The organism is Streptomyces sp. IMTB 2501 (genome assembly GCF_001953885.1).
Classification (GTDB): domain Bacteria; phylum Actinomycetota; class Actinomycetes; order Streptomycetales; family Streptomycetaceae; genus Streptomyces.
Genome location: NZ_MQUS01000007.1, coordinates 209,205 through 231,797 on the forward strand (window position 1 = coordinate 209,205; position 22,593 = coordinate 231,797).

The 22,593-nt window shown below is 71.4% G+C and carries 16 protein-coding genes and 2 pseudogenes; 10 read left to right on the forward strand and 8 right to left on the reverse strand.

The window, feature by feature from the left end; genetic code table 11:
• Positions 1-9: 9 nt before the first annotated feature.
• Together AV521_RS14840 and AV521_RS14845 are read right to left on the reverse strand one after the other, a co-directional pair.
• On the reverse strand, positions 10-1,032 hold the full coding sequence (locus tag AV521_RS14840; protein WP_179023102.1) for a LacI family DNA-binding transcriptional regulator: 1,023 nt from the start codon (positions 1,030-1,032) through the stop codon (positions 10-12).
• A 131-nt stretch (positions 1,033-1,163) separates the two neighbouring features.
• Positions 1,164-1,844 carry a hypothetical protein gene (locus tag AV521_RS14845; RefSeq protein ID WP_076088388.1) on the reverse strand — a complete coding sequence of 227 codons (681 nt, stop codon included), beginning with the start codon at positions 1,842-1,844 and terminating at the stop codon, positions 1,164-1,166.
• A gap of 246 nt (positions 1,845-2,090) precedes the next feature.
• On the opposite strand from AV521_RS14845, the gene AV521_RS14850 reads away from it, so the two are divergent.
• The 3 genes from AV521_RS14850 (at position 2,091) to AV521_RS14860 (ending at position 3,742) form a co-directional block, all read left to right on the forward strand.
• Positions 2,091-2,747: a helix-turn-helix transcriptional regulator gene (locus tag AV521_RS14850; protein ID WP_076088390.1), complete on the forward strand. Its 657-nt coding sequence runs from the start codon at positions 2,091-2,093 to the stop codon at positions 2,745-2,747.
• Between the two features lie 32 nt (positions 2,748-2,779).
• Positions 2,780-3,319: a toxin-antitoxin system, toxin component gene (locus AV521_RS14855; RefSeq protein ID WP_076088656.1), complete on the forward strand. Its 540-nt coding sequence runs from the start codon at positions 2,780-2,782 to the stop codon at positions 3,317-3,319.
• Positions 3,320-3,514: 195 nt separating this feature from the next.
• A complete protein-coding gene (locus tag AV521_RS14860; protein ID WP_076088392.1) occupies positions 3,515-3,742 on the forward strand; it encodes a hypothetical protein in 228 nt (75 codons plus the stop codon).
• A gap of 41 nt (positions 3,743-3,783) precedes the next feature.
• Here AV521_RS14860 and AV521_RS14865 read toward each other — a convergent pair whose 3' ends face one another.
• Positions 3,784-4,458, reverse strand: a complete 675-nt coding sequence (locus AV521_RS14865; RefSeq protein WP_076088394.1) for a 4'-phosphopantetheinyl transferase — start codon at positions 4,456-4,458, stop codon at positions 3,784-3,786.
• Entirely contained in the window at positions 4,406-5,311 is a 906-nt protein-coding gene (locus AV521_RS14870; RefSeq protein WP_076088658.1) for a metallophosphoesterase, read from the reverse strand. The genes AV521_RS14865 and AV521_RS14870 overlap by 53 nt, the downstream gene beginning before the upstream one ends.
• Before the next feature lie 308 nt (positions 5,312-5,619).
• Between AV521_RS14870 and AV521_RS14875 the strand changes: the two genes are divergently transcribed.
• Positions 5,620-6,735, forward strand: coding sequence for an ATP-grasp domain-containing protein (locus AV521_RS14875; protein WP_076088396.1), 1,116 nt, complete (start codon positions 5,620-5,622; stop codon positions 6,733-6,735).
• A 584-nt stretch (positions 6,736-7,319) separates the two neighbouring features.
• On the opposite strand, the gene AV521_RS14885 is transcribed toward AV521_RS14875, so the two are convergent.
• Together AV521_RS14885 and AV521_RS14890 are read right to left on the reverse strand one after the other, a co-directional pair.
• On the reverse strand, positions 7,320-10,364 hold the full coding sequence (locus tag AV521_RS14885; protein ID WP_076088400.1) for a glycoside hydrolase family 38 C-terminal domain-containing protein: 3,045 nt from the start codon (positions 10,362-10,364) through the stop codon (positions 7,320-7,322).
• 57 nt (positions 10,365-10,421) lie between these two features.
• Positions 10,422-11,759, reverse strand: a complete 1,338-nt coding sequence (locus tag AV521_RS14890; protein ID WP_076088402.1) for a 6-phospho-beta-glucosidase — start codon at positions 11,757-11,759, stop codon at positions 10,422-10,424.
• A gap of 130 nt (positions 11,760-11,889) precedes the next feature.
• Between AV521_RS14890 and AV521_RS14895 the strand changes: the two are divergent.
• The 5 genes and pseudogenes from AV521_RS14895 to AV521_RS14915 form a co-directional block, all read left to right on the forward strand.
• Positions 11,890-12,399: pseudogene (locus tag AV521_RS14895) on the forward strand (DUF4981 domain-containing protein); the annotation flags it as partial.
• Positions 12,400-12,618: 219 nt separating this feature from the next.
• Positions 12,619-14,460 (forward strand): LamG-like jellyroll fold domain-containing protein, encoded by a 1,842-nt coding sequence (locus AV521_RS14900; protein WP_076088406.1) that lies wholly within the window; start codon positions 12,619-12,621, stop codon positions 14,458-14,460.
• A 387-nt stretch (positions 14,461-14,847) separates the two neighbouring features.
• Complete coding sequence (locus tag AV521_RS14905) at positions 14,848-15,612, forward strand: IclR family transcriptional regulator (protein ID WP_079249258.1); 765 nt, start codon at positions 14,848-14,850, stop codon at positions 15,610-15,612.
• A gap of 213 nt (positions 15,613-15,825) precedes the next feature.
• Positions 15,826-17,069: pseudogene (locus AV521_RS14910) on the forward strand (Ig-like domain-containing protein).
• Between the two features lie 178 nt (positions 17,070-17,247).
• On the forward strand, positions 17,248-18,660 hold the full coding sequence (locus AV521_RS14915) for a glycoside hydrolase family 16 protein (RefSeq protein WP_076088410.1): 1,413 nt from the start codon (positions 17,248-17,250) through the stop codon (positions 18,658-18,660).
• A 52-nt stretch (positions 18,661-18,712) separates the two neighbouring features.
• Here AV521_RS14915 and AV521_RS14920 read toward each other — a convergent pair whose 3' ends face one another.
• Both AV521_RS14920 and AV521_RS14925 read right to left on the reverse strand, forming a co-directional pair.
• Positions 18,713-19,261, reverse strand: a complete 549-nt coding sequence (locus AV521_RS14920; RefSeq protein ID WP_076088412.1) for a hypothetical protein — start codon at positions 19,259-19,261, stop codon at positions 18,713-18,715.
• 182 nt (positions 19,262-19,443) lie between these two features.
• Complete coding sequence (locus AV521_RS14925; protein ID WP_076088414.1) at positions 19,444-20,349, reverse strand: AraC family transcriptional regulator; 906 nt, start codon at positions 20,347-20,349, stop codon at positions 19,444-19,446.
• A gap of 145 nt (positions 20,350-20,494) precedes the next feature.
• Here AV521_RS14925 and tkt point away from each other — a divergent pair, with 145 nt between their 5' ends.
• Positions 20,495-22,570 carry a transketolase gene (gene tkt / locus AV521_RS14930; protein WP_076088416.1) on the forward strand — a complete coding sequence of 692 codons (2,076 nt, stop codon included), beginning with the start codon at positions 20,495-20,497 and terminating at the stop codon, positions 22,568-22,570.
• Positions 22,571-22,593 lie beyond the last annotated feature (23 nt).

A 22,593-nucleotide genomic window follows, 5' to 3' on the forward strand; every position in this document is an offset into this window, starting at 1 on the left:
TTCCCGCTCTCAGCCGCGCTGCCCCTCTCGCCCTCCGTCGCGCGGGGCTTGCGCGGTGGATCCGCGCACCACCAGCTCGGGCTCGAAGAGAAGCTCCTCGGTGGGTACGGCGGTGCCGCCGATCTGCGCGTTCAGCAGCTCGACGGCCGCGCGGCCCATGGCCTCGATGGGCTGGCGGACGGTGGTCAGCGGGGGTTCGGTGCAGTTCATGAACGCCGAGTCGTCGTAGCCGACGACGGAGATCCGGCCCGGGACGTCGTATCCCTTGCGGCGCGCGGCCCTGATCGCGCCGAGCGCCAGGGGGTCGCTGGCGCAGATGATGCCGGTGACACCCCGGTCGATCAGCCGGGACGCGGCCGCGTGACCGCCCTCGATGGAGAAGATCGCCCGGGCGACGAACTCCTCCGGCAGGTCGCCGGCGATCGCCTGCGCGGCGGCCAGCTTGCGCGCCGAGGGCACATGGTCGCCGGGGCCGAGGACGAGCCCGATGCGCTCATGGCCGAGGGAGGCCAGATGCCGCCACGCCTGCTCGACGGCGACGGCGTCGTCGCAGGACACACCCGGGAAGCCGAGGTCCTCGATGGCCGCGTTGACCAGCACGACGGGGATGTTGCGCTCGGCGAGCAGCCGGTAGTGCTCGTGCGGGGCGTCCGCCTGCGCGTACAGGCCGCCGGCGAACACCACGCCGGAGACCTGCTGTTGCAGCAGCAGCTCGACGTAGTCCGCCTCCGAGACGCCGCCCCTGGTCTGTGTGCACAGCACCGGGGTGAGCCCGAGCTGGGCGAGCGCGCCGCCGATGACCTCGGCGAACGCCGGGAAGATGGGGTTCTGCAGCTCCGGCAGGACCAGGCCGACGAGCCGGGCGCGTTCCCCGCGCAGCTGGGTGGGGCGCTCGTAGCCAAGGACGTCGAGGGCCGTCAGCACCGCCTGCCGGGTGGCGTCGGAGACCCCGGGCTTGCCGTTGAGGACCCGGCTGACCGTGGCCTCGCTGACCCCGACCTTCTTCGCCACTTCCGCAAGTCGTCGCGTCATGCACGCAAGCGTAGCGCAAATTATGCAAGTAACTTACGCAAGCGGTGCGCGCGTGAGCCTGTGGCTTCGGAGTGAGCGGGGTGCTTCTCCGACCCGGCGCCGCCGGCGACCTGAACGCCGGCGGTGCCGGGTCAGTCCTGGGGGGCCCGGACGACCGTGAGGTGCCCCGATGTGCCCCGCGGCACCCGAGGCCGGCGCCGGCGGCCTACGGGCGCGGCGGGGCGGCGGTTCTCGCGCAGGACCAGCGACAGGCGCCGGTAGCCCAGTTCCAGCAGGATCTCGGGCGTCTCCTCGACGATGCGGCACTCGGTGGGACCACGGCGCGGGTCGGGGTGGAACAGCAGCCGGACGGCGCCGTCGAGCCGGGTCGCCCTCTCGCCGACGGCCCGGATCCAGTGCGGCAGGCCCTGCCGGTAGGCGGCCTCCATGAGCGGGTCCTGGGCGATGTCGCGGCGGATCGCCTGGAGTTCGTGGTCGTGACCGTACGTCTCCAGGGCGGACCTGAGGTGGGCGAGCATCGGCAGGCACCAGCCCTGCTCGTACTCGCCGAGGACGTCGCCCGCGTCCGGGTGGAACAGGACGAACCGCAGGAAGTTGTCCCCGGGCATGGCCGTCGCCTGCGGGCGCACCCCGCGGAAAAGTGTCTCGAACGCGCCGTTGGCCATGACCACGTCCCAGCGGTGGTCGACGACCAGCGACGGACAGGCGAGGGCGTCCAGCAGGACGGCGTAGTCCTGGAGGTACGCCTGGCTCTCGCAGGTCTCGGGGACGGGCCGCGGTGCCGGCCGCTGCCCTCCTGCCTGATGTGCCATCGGGAGGTCACCCCTCTTGCCTCTGCGGCCTTCACGCGGCCCTGCGATCCTGCGGCTCACGACGAGTCCGTGTCAACTATCGTGGCATTTCATGCCCGTTGACGGCTGAAATTCGCCACAGTTGTGGCGACACCTGGATGTGAGTTCGAGGCACCCGCTACTCTCCGGGAAGTTCACGGCGATCGCCCGTGAGAATGTGAAGCACGGACGCATCTGAAGCCCTTGAGAGACGTAGGAGTTCTGTCGGTGACGGATGGCTACGAGGATCCGGGCGCCACGGCGACCGCCCAGCTGCCGGCCGTCGTCGCCCGCGTCGCCGCGCTCGCCGACCGGCTCGGCGTGGCGCAGGCCGAGGTCTTCGACGTGGGGCGGCTCTCCGTGGCCTGTGGTGTCCCGGAGGCGGTGGCAAAGGCCCTGCTCGCCGGCCGGCCGGCGGGCGAACCGGACGTCCAGGCGCGCTTTCTGCAGCGCCTGGGTCTGCTGCGGCGTACCCGGCTGAAACCCAACGGCCGCAAGTACACCCAGCAGGAGATCGCCGACGGCGCGGGGATGTCCCGGCAGCAGGCCGGCGCGCTCATCAACGGCGACCGGCGGCCCACCATGGAGCACTGCGACGCGCTGCAGCGCTTCTTCCGGGTGCACGCCGGGTTCCTGACCGCGGAGGACCCCGAGGCGCTGGCGGGCGCGCTGCAGCGCACCGAGCAGGAGCTGCTGCAGAAGCTCGCCGACCGGGAGCGGGCCGCCGCCGGGGCCGACCAGGATCCGCTGGAACGGCTGCTGCAGGACCACGGGGTGCGCGGTATAGCGTGGCGGGCCGCGCAGTTGCCCACCGACCAGCACCGGGACAAGGTCGCCGAATGGCTCGACATGCTCCTGGAGAGCGTCAAGCGGCCCGAGTCGTGAGCCGGGGGAGGACTGTGGGCATCGGCAGGGACATGCGCCGGCTGTGCAACGAGCTGGTGGGCGGGCTGAGGCTGTCCGCACCGGCACCACCGCGGGAGCTGTACCGCGCGCTGTGCGACACGATGGGCCGCCGCCGCGGCCGCCCGGTGCACTTCCGCGCGGCCGCCTTCCCACCGGGTACGGCGAGCGGGCTGTGGCTGGACCTGAGCGACCGCGACCTCGTCGTGGTGGAGGAACGCACCGCGCCCGACCATCAGTTGGTGATCCTCGGTCACGAGCTGTGGCACATGCAGGCCGACCACCGCGGACACCATGTCGACGGCATCGGGGTCGCCACGCGGCTGTTGCACGACGACACCGACCAGGACGCGCTGCAGGCCACGGTGCAGCGGGTCGCGGCCCGGACCCGCTTCGACCTCGCCGAGGAGCGCGCGGCCGAGACGTTCGGCCTGCTGCTGGCCAGCAAGTGCCGCACCTGGCTGGCCGGTTCGGCCCTGCGGGGCCCGGTGCTCCGCGACGACGTGGCCGGCCGGATCGAGGCGTCCCTGGGGTATCCGGGGGCACAGGGCTGACCCGAGGGGGGCGCGCACGCGCGCGGCGGATCTGCCTTCGTCCCGGCCGCTCCCAAGGCCCTCATCAGGAGGTTTCGCCTCCGCTGAGCGGGCGATCCGGTGCGGACCCGAAGGGCGTTGTCAGTGGTGGGCGGCAAGCTGGAGGGTGCGCCGCAGCGCGCGTGACCGTGACGCCTACTCGGGGAGAGCCGACCGATGCCCACCGCCGTACTGACCGACCGTGAGCGCACCGCCGTACAGGCCTATCTGCGGCTCCTGCACACCGTCCGCGCCGCCTTCGACGGCCCACCGGACGGCGGCCGGCCCTTCATGGTGCCACCCGCCGTACTGGCCGAGGCGGAGCAGGCTCTGGCGCAGGCGGGTCTCGCGGGCAACGAGGCGGAGTTCTTCCGTCTGCTGCGCGACTGGTGCCCGCCGGCCTGACCGGGCCGGAGCCGCGAGCCGCCCCGGCCGGGACGTCAGGGCTACGGGACGACCACGGCGGTGGCGACCAGTCCGTCGCGTACGATCCACCGGCCGTCGAAGGCCTGGAGCCGGCGGTCGCCGACCCGCGGCCCGGGGACGAGGAGTTCGGCGCGCAGGGTGCCGTGCGGCTCGTCACCGGGGCTCGGGTGGAGGGTGATGTCGGCCTCGGAGAAGTCCAGCCACGCACGGGTGAGGGGGAACCACGCCTTGTAGACGGACTCCTTGGCGCTGAACAGGATCCGGTCCCAGTGCACGGCCGGCCGCTCACGGGAGAGCCGGGCGAGCCGCTCGGCCTCGGCGGGCAGGAAGACGGAGGGACCGACTCCTTCCGGGAGAGGGCCGTGCGGTTCGGCGTCGATGCCGAGGGAGACCGGATCGCCGGCGCGGGCCAGGGCGGCGGCGCAGAAGTCGTCGCAGTGGGTCATGCTGCCGATCAGGCCGTCCGGCCAGCTCGGTGCGCCCCGCTCGCCGGTGACCACCGGCTGCGCCGGCACGCCGAGCTTCTCCATGGCGCGCCGGGCGCAGCCACGCACGGCGGCGAACTCACGGCGGCGCTTGTCCACCGCCCGCTCGACGATCGCCGCCTCCTCGGGGTAGAGCGGCGCGTCCCACAGCGGGTCGTCACCGTGTGTCTCCACGACCACGACCGACTCCGGGAGCAGCTCCTCGATCACCGGGTTCGACCTCCATCGGCAGGATGCGGCGCAGCCTGCCCGGCGGGTCCGGACGCTTGCGCCATTCTCGGGGATAGCCTACGGAGACCTCTTCGAAGCGGACTCCGTCGTGCCAGGTGGTGCGCGGGATGTGCAGATGGCCGTAGACCATCGTGGCGACCGGGAAGCGCCGGTGCCAGTCGGCGGTCAGCAGGGTGCCGCACCACATGGCGAACTCGGGGTACCACAGCACCTCGGTGGGATGCCGGTGCAGCGGATAGTGGTTGACGGGTACGACGGGCAGGTCCGCGGGCAGTTCGGCGAGCCTGCGCTGGGTCTCGGCGACCCGTGCCCGGCACCAGGCGTCGCGGCTCGGGTAGGGGTCGGGGTGCAGCAGGTACTCGTCGTTGCAGACGATGCCCGTGCTCTCCGCGTAGGCCAGGCCCTCGGCCTTGGTGGCACAGCCGGGCGGCAGGTACGAGTAGTCGTACAGCAGGAACAGCGGGGCGACGGCGACCGGGCCGCCCGGGCCCTGCCACACCGGGTAGGGGTCCTCGGGGGTGACGACGCCCAGCTCGCGGCAGAGCTCGACCAGGTGGTCGTAGCGGGCGACGCCACGCAGGGTGACGGGATCCTTCGGATGGGTCCACAGCTCGTGGTTGCCCGGGGCCCACACGACCTTGCGGAATCGGGCCGCGAGCTTTTCGAGGGCCCAGCGGATGTCGGCGACCGTCTCGGCGATGTCACCGGCCACGAGCAGCCAGTCCTCGTCGCTCGTGGGCCGCATCTCCTCGACCAGGGCACGGTTCTCCGGATAGCTGATGTGCAGGTCGCTGATGGCCAGCAGCTGCCCGGCCCCGGCCCCAGACTCCACCCCGCGCCCCTTCCGATGATCCTCCGCCGGGACCACAAGAACACATTCCCGGACACCCGACAAGTGGCGACTGGCGGCGCGTCACGTTCCGGCCGGGCACAGCCGTCCGAAGGCTTCAGGAGCCGTCTGGACAGCCGCCCGGAATCCGTAACATCCGCGTTGCACGCGCGGGCTCTTGAAAGCCGTATGATCGCCCCGACACCGACACCCCAACCTCCCTTTCGCAGGGGTTGTTTGGTGTCCCTTCCTTCCTCCTGCCCGGGCACGGGCCGCCGAGCCCTGCCCGAAAACCGTGAAAGGCGGCCTGCATGCTCTCTCGCGTACGCGTCTGGCTCAACCGCACGTACGCGGAGAACGTGTTCTTCATGGATCAGCTGCGCAGAAATCCCAGCGATCGCGCCGTGGAGATCCATGCCACGCACGGGGACCCCGACTCCCCCGTGCTGGCCGCCGCCGACACCGCCGATCTGGAGCCGGAGGATCTGTCCCCGGCCGCGTACGTCGAGTACGCCCTGGACCAGTGCGCCCGGCGCGGCATCGACGTGTTCGTGCCCCGGCTGCACCAGGCGTCGCTCGTGGCGCACCGCGCGGAGTTCGCGGCGGCCGGTACGGCGCTGCTGGCTCCGACCGCCGAGGCGGTGGCCGTGTTCGAGGACAAGGCGACCGCGTACGAGGCGGTCCGCTCGGTCGGTGTCCCGGTGCCGCCGTGGTGGCGGGTGCGCACGACGGACGAACTCCTCGCCGCTGTTGAGGAGTTGGAGGCGGCTGGGCACAAGGCGTGCTTCAAGCCGGCCGCCGGTGCCGGCGGGGTCGGCTTCCGGGTGATCACCCGTTCCCCGTTCTCGCTGGCCGGCCTCGACGGGTTCCCGAGCCCGTACGTCCAGCTGGATCTGGTCGTCGAGGCGCTGCGGCGAGCCGGGGAGCCGGTGGACTGGCTGGTGATGCCGCGCCTGGAGCAGCCCGAGGTGTCGGTCGACTGCCTGACCGGCCCGGACAACCATGTGCGGCTCGCGGTGGGCCGCACCAAGAACGGCCGGCGGCGCGGCTTCACCCTGGACGAGCGGTGGCTGGAGCCGGCCCGGCTGATCGCGGAGGGCTTCGGGCTGCATCACCTGTCCAACATCCAGTTCCGGATGCTCGGGGACCGGCCGGTGCTGCTCGACGTCAACACGAGGCCCTCCGGGGGCTTGCACCAGCTGTCACTGTGCGGGGTGAACGTGCCGTGGGCGGCCGTGCAGTTGGCGCTGGGTGAGGATCCGGGGGTGATCGAGCCGCCGTTCCTGGGGCAGGACTACACGGTGGTGTCGGGGCCGCGGTCCCTGTTGCCCGTGCCCGCGGGGGTTCCCCGGCAGCGGGAGGCGGAGATCAGCGTTCCGACGGCGCCTGTGCAGGCGGCTTCGGCGGTGGAGGTCCTGCCGCTCTAGTGCCCGGCAGGCAACGTCTGCCCGTCAAAGAACGGCGTCCGGTGCGTGCTCTCGGTGTGCCGGCCGGAGGCCGTACCCCATGGGCTGGGCGTACGTGGGCTTTCGCCGGTTCGGCGAGAGGGCGTGCCGAGCGCCGCGACGGGGCGAACGCCGCCTGTCGGGGCACCAGGTCGTGCGGCGGGCGCTGGTCCGTCTGTGGTTGCTCGCGCAGTTCCCCGCGCCCCTGGGCAGAGCGGCGATCCTCACCGTGCGCGTTCCGGGAGAGATTTTTTTCGTCGGGGTGGATCCGGGGTGTATCAGAGCGCGGCTCCGGTGCTCTCCATAACGGCACCGGAGAACCCACGGGGGGCCAACGGGGGACCGAACGGGGGAATCCACGGGGGATGCCACGGGGGAACGGGTCGGTCGGTCGCGGTCACGGGGGGCGACCGGCCGACCCGGCGTGTCTCGCCGGGCCACGGGGCGATTCCACCAGGCGGGGAGCGGGCGGGACGGTGTTCGTGGGTCTCGCGCGGTGACACCCCTCTCGCGGTGCGCCCTCGGCATCCCAGGAATGGCGGGCGAACTCCAGGTGGCCTTGTCGCCTAGGCCCGCCGCAGGCGCAGGGTCAGGATCTGGAAGGGCCGCAGCGTGAGCGGGACGCCGCCGCTCGCGTCCGCCCGCACCTCGCCCAGCGGCCGCTCCAGCAGGTCGGTGACCTGGGCGCCGGTCGAAGGGAAGCCGGTGCGCAGCACGCCATGGGCCCGGCCGCCCCGGGACTCGTAGAGCCGTACCACCACGTCCTCGGAACCGTCGTCGGCCAGCTTGACGGCCTCCACGGTCACGCCCTCCCCCTCGACGGAGACGACCGGCTCGGGCTCGCCCGCCGAATCGGCCACGCGGAGCGGGAGGTTGAGGGCATAGCCCTCGGCGACCGCGTCGTCGATGCTCGCGCCGGGCAGCAGGGCGTAGGTGAAGCGGTGCCGGCCCTGGTCGGCCTCGGGGTCGGGGACGCGAGGGGCGCGGACCAGGCTGAGGCGGACCGTGGTGGTCGTACCCCCGTCGTCGCGGACGGTGCGGGTGATGTCGTGGCCGTAGGTGGAGTCGTTGATGACGGCGACTCCGTAGCCGGGTTCGGCGATGTGCACCCAGCGGTGGCCGGAGACCTCGAAACGGGCCGCCTCCCAGGTGGTGTTGGTGTGGGTGGGCCGCTGGACGTGGCCGAACTGGATCTCGGCACTGGAGTGCGGGGCGCGCAGGTCGACGGGGAATCCCGCCTTGAGGATCTTCTCCGTCTCGTGCCAGTCGATGTCCGTCTCGACGTCGATCCGCGCGCTGCCGGCGCGGACGGTGATCGTCTGGGTGATCCGGGAGCCCTTGCCGAAGGAGCGGATCACCTGGATCGCGCCGACGAGCGGGTGCTCCTCGGCCACGGTGACCGAGCCGGGTTCCAGCAGGTCGGTGTAGCGGTTCCGGTAGTGCTTGTCGATGTCCCAGGCGTCCCAGCAGTTGGGCAGGTCCGTGTGGAGGCGAAGCAGATTGCCCTGGCCGGCGAGGACTTCGCGATCGGATCGCAGATCGTATACAGACGACAGTGTTCCGTCGTCCGCCACCTGCACACGGACGATTCCGTTCTCCAGGGTGCGTCCGCTGACCGTGACCGGGTGCGGGGCTGCGGCGGGTGTGAGGGGCGCGGAGCCGTTCGCGGGCACCTGCACGTACACCGGTGCGCCCTCAGGGGTGCGGACCACCTCGGCGCGGTCCCGGGGGCTGGTGTTGAACACCCGGGGCCCGCCGCTGCCCAGCGCGGCGATCGCCTCGCCGGTGAGGTCACGCAACTCCCCTGCCACGCGTGCGTATTCGGCCTCGGCCTCGCGGTGCACCCAGGCGATGGAGGAGCCGGGAAGGATGTCGTGGAACTGGTGCAGCAGGACCGTCTTCCACAGCCGGTCCAGCCTCTCGTACGGGTAGCTGTAGCCCGGCGCGTGGAGGGCGGCCGTGGTGGCCCACAACTCGGCCTCGCGCAGCAGGTGTTCGGAACGCCGGTTGCCCTGCTTGGTGCGGGCCTGGGTGGTGTAGGTGGCGCGGTGCAGCTCCAGGTACAGCTCGCCGGCCCAGACCGGGGCGTCCGGGTACTCGGCGCGGGCCTTGGCGAAGAACGCGTCGGGGTGTTCGATCTCGACCTTCGCCGAGCCCTCCAGGTTCCGCAGCCGGCGGGCGCGTTCCATGATCTCGCGGGTGGGGCCGCCTCCGCCGTCGCCCCAGCCGAAGGGGGCGAGGGAGCGGGTGGCGCCGCCCTTCTCGGCGTAGTTGCGGACCGCGCCGGCCATCTCCTCGCCGCTGAAGCGGGCGTTGTAGGTGTCGATGGGCGGGAAGTGGGTGAAGATGCGGGTGCCGTCGATGCCCTCCCACCAGAAGGTGTGGTGGGGGAAGGCGTTGGTCTGGTTCCAGGAGATCTTCTGGGTGAGGAACCACTCGTTGCCGGCGAGCTTCGCCAGCTGTGGGTAGGCCGCGGTGTAGCCGAAGGAGTCCGGCAGCCAGACACCCCGGGTCTCGATTCCGAAGTGCTCCATGAAGAACCGTTTGCCGTGCACCAGTTGGCGGGCGAGGGCCTCGCCGCCGGGCAGATTGCCGTCGGCCTCCACCCACATGCCGCCGACCGGCGCCCACTGGCCCTTCACCACCGACTTCTTGATCCGCTCCCAGACGTGGGGGTGGTTGTCGCGCACCCACTCGTACTGCTGGGCCTGGGAGCAGGCGAAGACGAACTCCTCGTACTCGTCCGCGAGCGCGGTGACGTTGGAGAAGGTCCGGGACGTCTTGCGCTTGGTCTCGCGGATCGGCCAGAGCCAGGCCGTGTCGATGTGCGCGTGGCCGACGCCGGAGACGAGGTGTGCGCTGGCGTGGGCGGGCTTGGCGAGTACCGGGCGCAGGGCGTCGCGCACAGCGGGGGCCGAGGCGGAGATGTCGTCCAGGTCGAGCAGGTCCATGGCCCGGTCGAGGGCGTGCGCGATCTCGTGCCGGCGCGGCTCGTGCTCGCCGAGTTCCGCCATGAGTTCGCGCAGCACCTGGAGGTCGAGGTCGAGGTGCCAGACCTGCTCGTCGAGGACGGCGAGATCAGCCCTGCGGAACGTGTACAGACGACGGTCGCCCGCCGTCCGTACATCACCGAGCGGGGTCGGTCCGGCGAAGCCGTTCGCGAGGACGTCCGGGTTGGAGGCCGCCTCCACCAGATACTCGACCTCTTCACCGCCCACCGCCGGGTGGGCGACCGGCACGTACTGGTTGAGCGGATTGACCGCCTTCAGCGGGGTGCCGTCGGTGCGGTGGACGAGAGCCTCGGCCTGGTTGCCGGGCCAGTCGCCGGCGAAGCCGAGGTCGATGACCGCCTCCACCCGCCTGCCCGCCCACTCGGCGGGCACCCTGCCGGACATCCGGAACCAGGTCGTCCCCCAGGGCGGGCCCCACAGGGTGTCCATGGCGAACGGTGCGTACGGGGCGGCCGCGGCCTCCTCGAAAGACACCGGTTCCCCAGGGGCCTGCCAGGCCGCCACCTCCATGGGGACGCCGGACGCGTAGGTCGCGGGCTTGATGCGCTGGGTGTGGAGGCGTGCGACACGCTCCTCGATCCGGCGGCGTTCGTCGTGCATGGCGGTCTCCAGGAGGGAGAGGCGAGCAAAGGGGCGGAAAGCGCTTGCTGATACTGCTCACTCAAGGTACGCCAGGCCAGGATGGACCTGGGTGTAGCCCTCGACCAGCCTGCGGGCCACAGTGACCGAGTCGACCAACGGGTGCAGGGCGAAGGCCTTCACGGCCGTGTGCCGGGAGCCGGACTCGGCGGCGGCGAGCACCTCCCGCTCGACGGCCTTGACCGAGCAGACCAGCCCGGTGGCATGACCGGGCAAGGGGGCGACGGCCAGCGGGTGCGCGCCGCCCGCGTCGACCAGGCAGGGGACCTCGATCACCGCGTCGCCGTCGAGCGCGGACAGCGTGTTGCCGTTGCGCACGTTGAGGATCAGCGTGGTCCGCTCGTCGCGGGCGATGGCCCGCATCAGCGCGAGCGCGACCTTCTCGTAGCCGCCGGACAGATCGTCGGCTTCGCGCTCGCCCGCGCCGGCGCTCTCCCGGTTCTCGGCCATGTAGGTGGCCTCGCGTTCGGCGCGGGTGCGGTCCCACGCCCGGAGTGCGGACCGGTCCGTGCGCAGCGCCTCGGCGTAGAACCGGGCCTGCTGGTCGCGCAGGAAGACACCCCGGGTCTGTTCGGCCTCCTGGTAGGTGTGGACGGCTTCCCGGTTGAAGTAGTAGTAGTGCAGGTACTCGTTGGGGATCGCGCCGAGCGACTGCAGCCAGTCGACGCCGAACAGCCTTCCCTCCTCGAAGGAGCCCAGCAGGGCGGGGTCGGCCAGCAGGCGCGGGAGTTCGTCGCGTCCGGCGACCCGCAGGCCGCGCACCCAGCCGAGGTGGTTGAGACCGACGTAGTCGACGAAGGCCTGCTTCGGGTCGGCGCCGAGGACACGGGCGAGACGGCGGCCGAGGCCGACGGGCGAGTCGCAGATGCCGATGACGCGGTCGCCGAGGTGCCGGGACATCGCCTCGGTGACCAGGCCGGCCGGGTTGGTGAAGTTGATGACCCAGGCGTCGGGGGCGAGGCGGGCGACGCGCCGGGCGATGTCGACGGCGACGGGGACGGTACGCAGACCGTAGGCGATGCCACCCGCGCCGACGGTCTCCTGGCCGAGCACGCCCTCGGCGAGCGCCACCCGTTCGTCGTCCGCCCGGCCTTCCAGGCCGCCGACGCGGATCGCGGAGAAGACGAAGTCGGCGCCGGCGAGGGCCTCGTCGAGGTCGGTGGTGGCGGTCACCCGGGGCGCGTCGGGGATGCCGGCGGCCTGTTCGCCCAGTACACGGCCTACCGCATACAGCCGACGGTCGTCCAGGTCATGGAGGACGACCTCCGTGACCCGCCCTTCGGCATGGTCGGCCAGCAGCGCACCGTACACGAGCGGCACCCGGAATCCGCCGCCGCCCAGAATCGTCAGCTTCACGTCTGCACCCTTCCCGGAACTCCCACCGCGACCACCTCGGCACCGGCTTTCGCGGGGTTCTTCGACCGCCGTTGATCTTCGTTGGTCTTCATGGTGCCGGAGCGGCCGGCCGCCGTCCCCACGCTCGCCGGACCACTGGGCGGACATCGAGTCCACCCCGGGCCTTCAGGGCGGCTTCATCCGGGAGTTCTGGGGTGGCGCGATGCTGCAGCGCGTGAGCGACGGGAGACCGGCCGGGCGAGCGAGTGCCGGGCTGTACGACAACGGTGTCAGCGCGGCCGGCTGCCGCTGGGCATGCGGCGGTGAGGACGTGGTCCGGATCCGGTGCCACCGGCACGAGGGCATCGTCGTCACCAACCGGCAGCCCGCCCGGGGCCTCGCCTGGCTGACGGCGGCCTGGGAGCTGGCCCCGGCCCACGGCCGTACCCTGACCGCTACGGCCGTGCTGCCCGATCTGCGGCCGGGCGAGACGGCGGCCGCACCCCTGCCGTTCGCGCTGCCGGCGGACGGCGGTGCCATGTGGCTGACCCTGCGGCTGGTGACGGCCTGGGACGAGCCGTGGACACCGCGCGGTACGGAGGTGTGCGCGCCGCGGATCCGGCTGCGGAGGGACGTCCCGGCCCGGCCCGTGGTCGAGCCCGACGGGCCCCGGCAGCAGGTCCCGGTCCTTCGTCGTCGCGCCGAAGCGACACAGGGAGCGCCGGGCGCGCAGTCGTACGACCCCGATGCCTTCCCCGAATACCGCAGGGCGCCGGATGTCCACCGCCGGAGCCGGACCCTGCGCGTTCTGTGACCCCGTAGCCCCGTAAGCCCTCCTCAGCGTCCGTCTTTCCCCTCACCTCACCTTCACGGAGCACACGTGTGTACGTCGCATGAGCACCCCCAGGCCGAGGCCGCGCAGGCCGGTGCCGGAAGACGCGGTTTCCTCAGGGCCACCGCGCTGCTGGGCGCCGCCGCCACAGCCGGTGTCGCGCTGCCGTCGGTCGCGGAGGCGGCCGTCGGGGAGGGCACCGGGCGGAGCGGCCGGCGGCCGGACGCGGACAGCCGACGGTTCACGCTCGCGGTGATGCCCGACACCCAGTACCTGTTCGACGGCCCGAGCATCTACCCGGCGCCGCTGGAGGCGTCGTTGCGCTATCTCCTGGAGCACGGCGAGGACGACAACATCGTCTTTCTGAGCCACCTGGGCGACCTCACCCAGAACGGCGCCGAGGAGGAATGCGCGGCGATCGGCGAGGCGTTCGGGATCCTCGACCGGCGCGGTGTGGGCTACAGCGTGCTGGCCGGCAATCACGACATCAAGTCGTCGACGGACGACCAGCGCGGCTCGACGCCGTACCTGGACACCTTCGGGCCGCAGCGCTTCCGGGACAAGCCGACGTTCGGCGGCGCCTCCGCCGACGGCTACAACACGTGCCACCTGTTCAGGGCCGCCGGCCGGGAGTGGATGGTGCTCGCGCTGGACTGGCGGCTGTCGGCGCAGGGGTACGCCTGGGCGAAGGACGTCCTGGCCCGGCACCCGAAGACGCCGGTCGTCCTCACCACGCACGAACTGGTCGCCGGGGACGACGCGTTGTCGGACTACGGGCAGCAGCTGTGGGACCGGCTGATCGCCGACCACGACCAGATCTTCCTCACCCTCAACGGCCACTTCTGGCCCGCCGGCCGGGCGGTCCGCAAGAACGCGGCGGGCCACGACGTCCATCTGCATCTGACGAACTACCAGAACCGCTACTTCGGCGGTGCGGCCATGATCCGCCTCTACCACTTCGACCTGGACCGGGACGTCATCGACGTGGAGACGGTCTCGCCGTGGATCCTCGGCCGGGCGGGGAAGGGGCTCAACGAGCTGGAGCGGCAGGAGATCGAGCTGAGCGGGGACGCCGACCGCTTCTCGGTCGGCATCGACTTCGCCGCCCGCTTCTCCGGCTTCGACCCGGTGCCGGCTCGCCCGGCGCGGCCGGCGACGCGGATGCTGATCCCGGGCACGGTCGCCTACTGGCGCTTCGAGGCGCCCGTATCCGGCACGGTCCGCGACCTGTCCGGCCACGGCAACGACCTCACCATGGTCTCGGTGGGCGGCGGTGAACTCGGCTGGTCGGCGGACCACCACCCCGACCAACCGGGCCACGGCAGCCTGGAGTTTCAAGGCCACAAGTCCCCGCTGAAGGGCGCGTACCTGAAGACGGTCGATGGTGCGCCGCTCAACTCGGCGTCCTTCAAGGGTGGTTACACCATCGAGGTGTTCTACTGGCTGCCCGCTGACTGGGACGCCACGCACAACGCCTGGTCCGGCCTGATCGGCCGCACCGGCCGCAACGGCTCCGTCGGCACGGTCACCGACGACCCGGACGAGCCGCTCGCCACCCTGTCCCTCTCCGACGGCCCGGGCCCGCAGTGGGCGGTCCACCCGCTCAACCAGCGGCAGCTCGCCACCAACTGGGGCGACGAGACCGCCCGCGAGACCTGGTGGCACCTGGCCGTGGTCAACGACGGACGGCACACGACGATGTACGTCCAGGGCTGCCCCGTGGCCCGCAACCCACACGCCGCCGCGATCGGCATCGCCTCGTCCGGGCGGCCCTGGCTGCTGGGCGGCTACGAGTACGCGGACAAGATCGACCAGGTCCTGCACGGCCGGCTCGGTGACGTCCGGATCGTCGCCCGGGCCCTGCCCGTCTCCTCCTTCATGACCCGCTGACGCCCTCCCCCGGGGCCCGTCCGGCGGATCGTGTCGCAGACACGGGGCCCGCACGCACCCCCCGCTCACCAGCGCCGATGAGGCGCCGGCGATGTCCTGCGACCTGATCCGCCGGACAGGCCCCAGGGCACTCGAAACACCATGCCGAGCAGCAGCTGCCCACCTGGGCCGACCCGTCCGTGTCCCCGGCCGGCCTCGACCCGCAGGGTGCGTCGAGAACCCGCACCGGCTGACATTCCAGAGCATGGAGCGGTACCTCCCGGTCACCTGGCACGGCAGGGGCTGTCTCGGGGCCGGTGTCCGGAGGCCGGTGAAGCGCCCCCTTCGTCCTCGGCGGTGGTCGGCTACGATCCGGGCCGGGACGTACGGCGACAGGGCGAGGTGCGTGTGAGCGAGCGGTCCGCGGCCGACCGGCTGCTGGCCGTGCTCGCCGCGTTCGACCACGAGCACCCGGCCCTGTCGCTGACGGACATCAGCCGCCGGGCCGGGCTCAGCCTGACCACCGCGCACCGGCTGGCGGCCGCCCTGACCGCGTGGGGCGCGCTGGAACGCGACGCGTCCGGGGTGTACCACGTGGGGCTGCGGCTGTGGGAGGTCGCCGCGCTCGCCCCGCGCGGCCTGGGCCTGAGGCAGCTGGCGCTGCCGTATCTGGAGGACCTGTACGAAGCTACGCACGAGAACGTGCAGTTGGCGGTGCGTGACGGGGCGGAGGTCGTCTACATCGAGTGGCTGTCGGGCCGTTCGGCGGTGGGTGTGCATATCCGGGTCGGCGGGCGCTGGCCGCTGCACGCCACCGGCGTCGGCCTCGCCCTGCTCGCCCACGACACCCCGGTCGCGCAGGAGGAGTACTGCGCCGGACCGCTGCCTGCCTTCACCCCGTACACGATCAGCGACCCGGCGCGGCTGCGGCGGGCGCTCGCCGAAGTACGCCGCTCGGGCGTCGCGGTGAGTGAACGTCAGGTGACGCTGGACGCCCTGTCGGTGGCGGCACCGGTGCGCGGACCGGACGGAGACGTGGTCGCGGCGGTGTCGGTGGTGGTGCCCCAGGAGACCGCCCAGGTACCGGCGCTGACCCCGGCGATACGGCTGGCGGCCCGGGGCATCTCCCGGGCCCTGGGCTGGCGCCCGGTGCACACCTCGCCGCCGAAGTAGACCCGCGCCTCCCGGACGAGACCGTCGCGAACGGTGATCGCGTCCATGGTGCGGCAGCGGTCTCCGCCGGACGACGCCGCCCGGACGTCCTCGCAGGAGTCCGGTGTACGTCCCCACGGGAATCTCAGGAAGCGCCCGCCGGATTCAAAGGACCGGCCCAGACAACTGGCGCAGGATGCCCGAACAGCGACGGATGACTCAGAAAGGCGTGTCGTGGGAGTGGCGCACATGTCGAACCGGTCCGGACGGCAGCCGCGCGGATGGTCCCGGCGCGGCCTGCTCGCCGCTCTCGGCGCGGCACCCGCCGCCGCGGCCCTGGCAGGGTGCAGTTCCACGGCGGGCGCCTCCACCACCGCCGACGGCAAGGGGGCGACGGCGTCCACGGCCACCGGGAAGCCGGTGACCATCACCGTCACGCCCGCGGACGGCACGCGGAAGGCCGGCTTCACCAGCCCGGTCGAGGTCACCGTCAGCTCCGGCACGCTCGCGTCGGTGCAGGTGACGGGGAACGACGGCACGACGCTCGCGGGCACCTTCAACGCGGCCCGCACGAAGTGGACTTCCTCCCGCAACCCGTATTCCGGTACGAAGTACACGGTCACCGCCAAGGCGCGGGGGGCGGTCGCCGCACACGTCACGTCCTTCACCACCAAGGCGCCCGGCGCCACCTTCGTCGGCCATTACACTCCGGAGGCCGACTCGACCTCCGGCGTCGGCATGCCGGTGTCGATCAACCTCACCCACGCCGTCACCGACCGGGCCGCGGCGCAGAAGGCGATCACGGTGACGGCGGAGCGGCCGTGGAGGTGGTCGGGCACTGGTTCGGCGACACCCGGCTGGACTTCCGGCCGCAGACGTACTGGGCGCCCGGCACGAAGATCACCCTCAGTCCGCGGCTGAAGGACGTCGAGGGCGCGGACGGCGTATTCGGTGTTCAGCGCAAGGATGTCAGTTTGCACATCGGCCGCGAGCAGACTGGCACGGTCGACCTCGCGACGAAGACAATGACGGTACGGCGCTCCGGCAAGACCGTCGCCACCTACCCCGTCACCGGCGGCGACTCCTCCCACGCCACCTGGTCCGGGATCATGGTGATCAGCGAGCGGTTCGAGCAGACCCGGATGGAGTCCACCACGGTCGGCCTGGGTGACGAGTACGACATCCCGGACGTGCCCCACGCTCAGCGACTGACCACCTCCGACACCTTCGTGCACGGCAACTACTGGGCATCCACCGCGGTGTTCGGGCACGAGAACACCAGCCACGGCTGTGCCGGCCTGCACGACACCAAGGGCGCGAGCGGCAGTCCGGTGGCCGGCTCCAGTTTCTACGACAGCTCGATGCTCGGCGACGTGGTGATCGTGAAGAACTCGGGCGAGAAGACCGTCGACCCGGCCAACGGGCTGAACGGATGGAACCTCTCGTGGACCGACTGGAAGGCGGGCAGCGCGATCTAGTACTCGGCCGGCTTCACGGAGTGAACTCCCTTGGGAAACAAGGAGATTCTTTGCTTTGACTCTTGACGGCCGCAGGCACGGAGAGCACATTGGGCCCACTTTGAGAGCGCTCTCAGACAGTCCTGGCGCTCTCGAACGCCCACCCGCGCACCCCACTCCGTACCCGAGAGGCACCCCCATGAGCGAAACCTCCGGCATACCCCCTGCGGATCACAGACGGCGGCGCTCATTCCGTCGCGCTCTCGTCGCCGTACTCGCCACCCTCGGCCTGGCGGCCGCGGCCGCCACGACCGCCACCCTCCCCGCCAGCGCCTCCGCACCCGGCGCGCCGTCCGGCTGGACCCAGGTCTTCCTGGACGACTTCAACGGCGCTGCGGGGTCCGGCGTCAACACCTCCAACTGGCAGTACGACACCGGGACTTCGTATCCTGGCGGGGCCGCGAACTGGGGCACCGGCGAGGTCGAGTCGATGACGTCCAGCACGAACAACGTCGCACTCGACGGCAACGGCAACCTGCTCATCACCCCCCGTCGCGACGCCTCCGGCAACTGGACGTCCGGGCGGATCGAGACCACCCGCACCGACTTCCAGCCCCCGGCGGGCGGCAAGCTGCGCGTGGAGGCCCGGATCCAGATGCCGAACGTGACCGGGGACGCGGCCGCGGGCTACTGGCCGGCCTTCTGGATGCTGGGCGCGCCGTACCGCGGCAACTACCAGAACTGGCCGGGTGTCGGCGAGCTGGACGTCATGGAGAACGTCAACGGCCTGAACAAGACCTGGGCCACCATGCACTGTGGCACCAGTCCCGGCGGCCCCTGCAACGAGACCACGGGCCTGGGCAATTCCACCGCCTGTCCGAACACCACCTGCCAGTCGGGCTTCCACACCTACACGATGGAGTGGGACCGCTCGGTGAGCCCGGAGGCGATCCGCTTCTACGTCGACGGCGTGAACTACCAGACGGTGACGGCGAACCAGGTGGACGCCACGACCTGGGCCAACGCCACGAACCACGGCTTCTTCGTCATCCTGAACGTGGCGATGGGCGGCGGCTTCCCGGCGGCCTTCGGCGGCGGCCCGACCGGCGCCACGGAGCCTGGCCACCCGATGGTCGTCGACTACGTCCAGGTCCTGCAGTCCTCGGGCGGAGGCGGCACCACTCCCCCGCCGTCCGGCAACCGCGACGCCTACAGCCCCATTCAGGCCGAGTCCTACGACAGCCAGTCCGGCATCAGCACCGAGACGACCACGGACACCGGCGGCGGCCAGGACATCGGGTACATCGCGAACGGTGACTGGGCGCTGTACAAGGGCGTCGACTTCGGTTCTGCGCCGGCCACACAGTTCTACGGCCGGGTGGCCAGCGGGGCCGCGAGCGGTGTCAGCGGTCTGGTCCAGGTACGTCTGGACAGCCCTACCAGCACACCGATCGGCAGTTTCGCGGTGGGCAACACGGGCGGCTGGCAGTCCTGGCGGACCGTCCCGGCCAACATCAGCTCAGTGACCGGCACCCACGACGTCTATCTGACCTTCTCCAGCGGCCAGCCGGCGGACTTCGTGAACGTGAACTGGTTCGACTTCGGGCACTGATCGCCCGGCGAACGGGGGCCGGCCCGCGCCCACGGGGCCGGCCCCCGGCTCGTCACGTGAGGGAGGCGCTGATCTCCCCGTCGAAGGTGAGCACGACGAACAGGCCGTTGCCGTCCATGCCGGCGTCGCGCTGGTTCGCCTCCAGCCTGGCGACGACATGACCCCGGTCCATGATCCGGGCACGGTAGTGGTGGGGGCCGACCTTCGTGACCTTGGCGGTCGAGTCGTCGGGGAGCCTGAAGCCGCCGGGCCCCCGGTGGCCTCCGCCGATCCAGGAGTGCACCTGCCCGTCGAAGGTGAGGACGACGAACATGTCGTTCGCGTCCACGCCGGCGTCGCGCTGGTTCGCCTCCAGCCTGGCGTAGACGGCATCCCTGTCGATGATCTCCATGCGGTAGTGGTGGGCCCCGAGCTTGTAGATCTCGGCCGTGCTGCCGTCCACCAGCTTCTCGGTGTGCACCGGCGCCGGCGTCCCGGTCCGGGCCCGGGACGCGACGGCACTCGCGGCGGGGGCGAGCAGGGTGCCGGCCACAGCGGCCGTCAGAACCGTGCCGGCCAGGGCCCGAAGGGCTGCCCGGCGGGGCGTCTTCCATGTCGGCATGCGGGTCTCCTCGGTGAAGAGCCAAAGGGATGTAAGCCGCAGGTCGCCTGTCTCCTCCTGTGCGGGGGCCATGAGAATCGGCGTCTTGCCCGATCGAACTTATTGATCGTTTTCGGCGGATTCGGTCATTCCCTGTCACGGCGGCGCAACAGGAGCCGTCGAACCGTCACGGCCTTGTGCCGCTATCGCAGTTCCGCCCGGAAACCCACCGGCGTCTGCCCGGTGTGCAGTTGGAAGAACTTCGAGAAGTTCGCCGCGTCCGGGAAGCCGACGGCCACACCCACCCGGCCGATCGGCATGTCCGTGTGGGCGAGGAGGCGTTTGGCCTCCAGGACGACGCGTTTGTCGATGAATCCCTTGGGAGTCTCGCCGGTGGCGGCGCGGACGGCGCGGACCAGGGTGCGGCGGGAGTAGCCGAGGGCGTCGGCGTAGGCGCTGACAATGTGGTTGGCGGCGAAGCCGTGCTCGACAGCGTCCCGGAAACGGGTGAAGGTACTGTCCGTCTGCTGCCGGGTGGCCTCCGCGGAGCTGGCCGCGAGGTGGGCGAGGCGCAGCAGGAACGCGGTCAGGGTGTGACGGAGTACGGCGGTGTGCAGACTGAGCGGGAGTGTGGCGGTGTCCTCGTACTCGCGGCGCAACTGGTCGAGGGCCGCCTGGAGGGCGGCGAGACGGGGCGGGTCGGGGTGCAGCAGGGGCGGGAGGTCGTAGCGGTACAGGCCGGTGGCCTCGACGGTGGCACGCGGCAGAAAGCCGGGCTGCATGGTCAGGACGGTTCCGCGGTACTCGCTCGTCCGGGAGAACCGGTGGACCTGTCCGGGGCGGATCCACAGCAGGTCGCCGGGGCCGGCCTCGTACTCGGCGAAGTCGATCATGTGGCGTACGGGGTCGCCGGTGAAGAGCATGACGACGTGGAAGTCGATGCGGTGGACGCGATGCAGTGGGGCGTCGGCGTGCCAGGTGCGGTCGGTCCCCATGGGGCCGATCTGCATGCCGACGCCGCCGACGGACAGTTCGGTCGGGAAGGGGAAGGTTCTGATGCCCTCACCCCCCGCACCGGATCCCTCAGCTTGAGGCGTTGTGTCTGCCATGTCCTTTTCGTGCCGTCCCGTCGCGCGATCACTGTCCCAGATTCACCACAGGCTGACACACCCCGACCTTTCTTCGAAAAAGTCAGACTTTTAAATTTGAACGCGTCAGGTCAGCACACCCGCACTGAACGAGGACTTCTTGAAGATGACCACGCAGACATCCGATGGCTTCGAGTGGACCGACCTCGACCGGCGTGCCGTGGACACTGCCCGCCTGCTGGCGGCCGACGCGGTGCAGAAGGTGGGGAACGGCCACCCGGGCACGGCGATGAGCCTGGCGCCTGCCGCGTACACGATCTTTCAGAAGGTGATGCGTCATGACCCGGCCGACCCGGAGTGGGCCGGGCGTGACCGCTTCGTCCTCTCCCCCGGGCACACCTCGCTGACCCTGTACACGCAGCTGTTCCTCTCCGGCTACGAGCTGGAGCTGGACGACCTGAAGGCGTTCCGTACGCAGGGTTCGAAGACCCCCGGCCACCCGGAGTACGGGCACACCGCGGGTGTCGAGACCACCACAGGCCCGCTCGGCCAGGGTGTCGCCAACGCCGTCGGCATGGCGATGGCCGCCCGCTACGAGCGCGGCCTGTTCGACCCCGAGGCCCCCGAAGGCACCTCCCCCTTCGATCACACCGTCTGGGCGATCGTCTCCGACGGCGACCTGGAGGAGGGTGTCTCCGCCGAGGCCTCCTCGCTGGCCGGCCACCAGAAGCTCGGCAACCTGGTCTTCGTCTACGACGACAACCACATCTCCATCGAGGGCGACACCGCGACCGCCTTCTCCGAGGACGTACTGAAGCGGTACGAGGCCTACGGCTGGCACACCCAGCGCATCGAGCCCACCGCCGACGGCGACATCGACGTCCCCGCCCTCCACACGGCGCTGCGGGCGGCGCAGGCCGAGACCGAGCGCCCCTCCATCATCGCGATGCGCACGATCATCGCGTGGCCCGCGCCGAACGCGCAGAACACCGAGGCCTCCCACGGCTCCGCGCTCGGCGCGGACGAGATCGCCGCCACCAAGCGCGTCCTCGGATTCGACCCGGAGCAGTCCTTCCAGGTCGAGGACGAGGTCCTGAAGCACAGCCGGCGGGCCCTGGACCGGGGTGCCGAGGCGCACGCGGCCTGGGACAAGCGGATCGCCGAGTGGCGTGCCGCGCAGCCGGAGCGCGCCGAGCTGTTCGGGCGCGTCAGCAAGGGCGAGCTGCCCGCGGGCTGGCAGGACGCGCTGCCGGTGTTCGAGGAGGGCAAGTCGGTCGCGACCCGCGCCGCCTCCGGCAAGGTGCTGCAGGCCCTCGGCCCGGTCCTCCCCGAGCTGTGGGGCGGCTCCGCCGACCTCGCCGGCTCGAACAACACCACCATCGACAAGGCCAGCTCCTTCCTGCCGAAGGGCAACCCGCTGCCCGAGGCCGACCCCTACGGCCGTACCGTGCACTTCGGCATCCGTGAGTTCTCCATGGCCGCGGAGATGAACGGCATCGCCCTGCACGGCAACACCCGGATCTACGGCGGCACCTTCCTGGTCTTCTCCGACTACATGCGCAACGCGGTGCGGATGTCGGCGCTGATGCAGCTGCCGGTGACCTACGTGTGGACGCACGACTCCGTCGGTCTCGGCGAGGACGGCCCCACCCACCAGCCGGTCGAGCACCTGGCCTCCCTGCGCGCGATCCCGGGCCTGAACGTCGTCCGCCCGGCCGACGCCAACGAGACCGCGGTGGCCTGGGCCGAGATCCTGAAGAGGCACGCCACGAACCCCGCCCCGCACGGGCTCGCGCTCACCCGCCAGGGCGTGCCGGTGTACGCGCCGAACGAGGACGCGGCCAAGGGTGGCTATGTGCTGCGCGAGTCCTCGACCGAGGTCCCGGAGGTGATCATCATCGCGACGGGCTCCGAGGTGCAGCTGGCCGTGGCCGCGCGGGAGCGGCTGGAGGCCGAGGGGATTGGCACGCGCGTGGTGTCGATGCCTTCCGTGGAGTGGTTCGAGGAGCAGCCCCGCGAGTATCGCGAGCGGGTGCTGCCGCCGGCCGTGAAGGCCCGGGTCGCCGTCGAGGCCGGGATCGGTCTGACCTGGTACCGGTACGTGGGCGACGCGGGACGCATCGTCTCCCTTGAGCACTTCGGTGCCTCGGCCGACGCGAAGACCCTCTTCGCCGAGTTCGGCTTCACCCCCGAGAACGTCGCCGCGGCGGCCCGCGAGTCGCTCGCCGCCGCGCGCGCCTGACACCGACGCCGTCAACTGGCGCC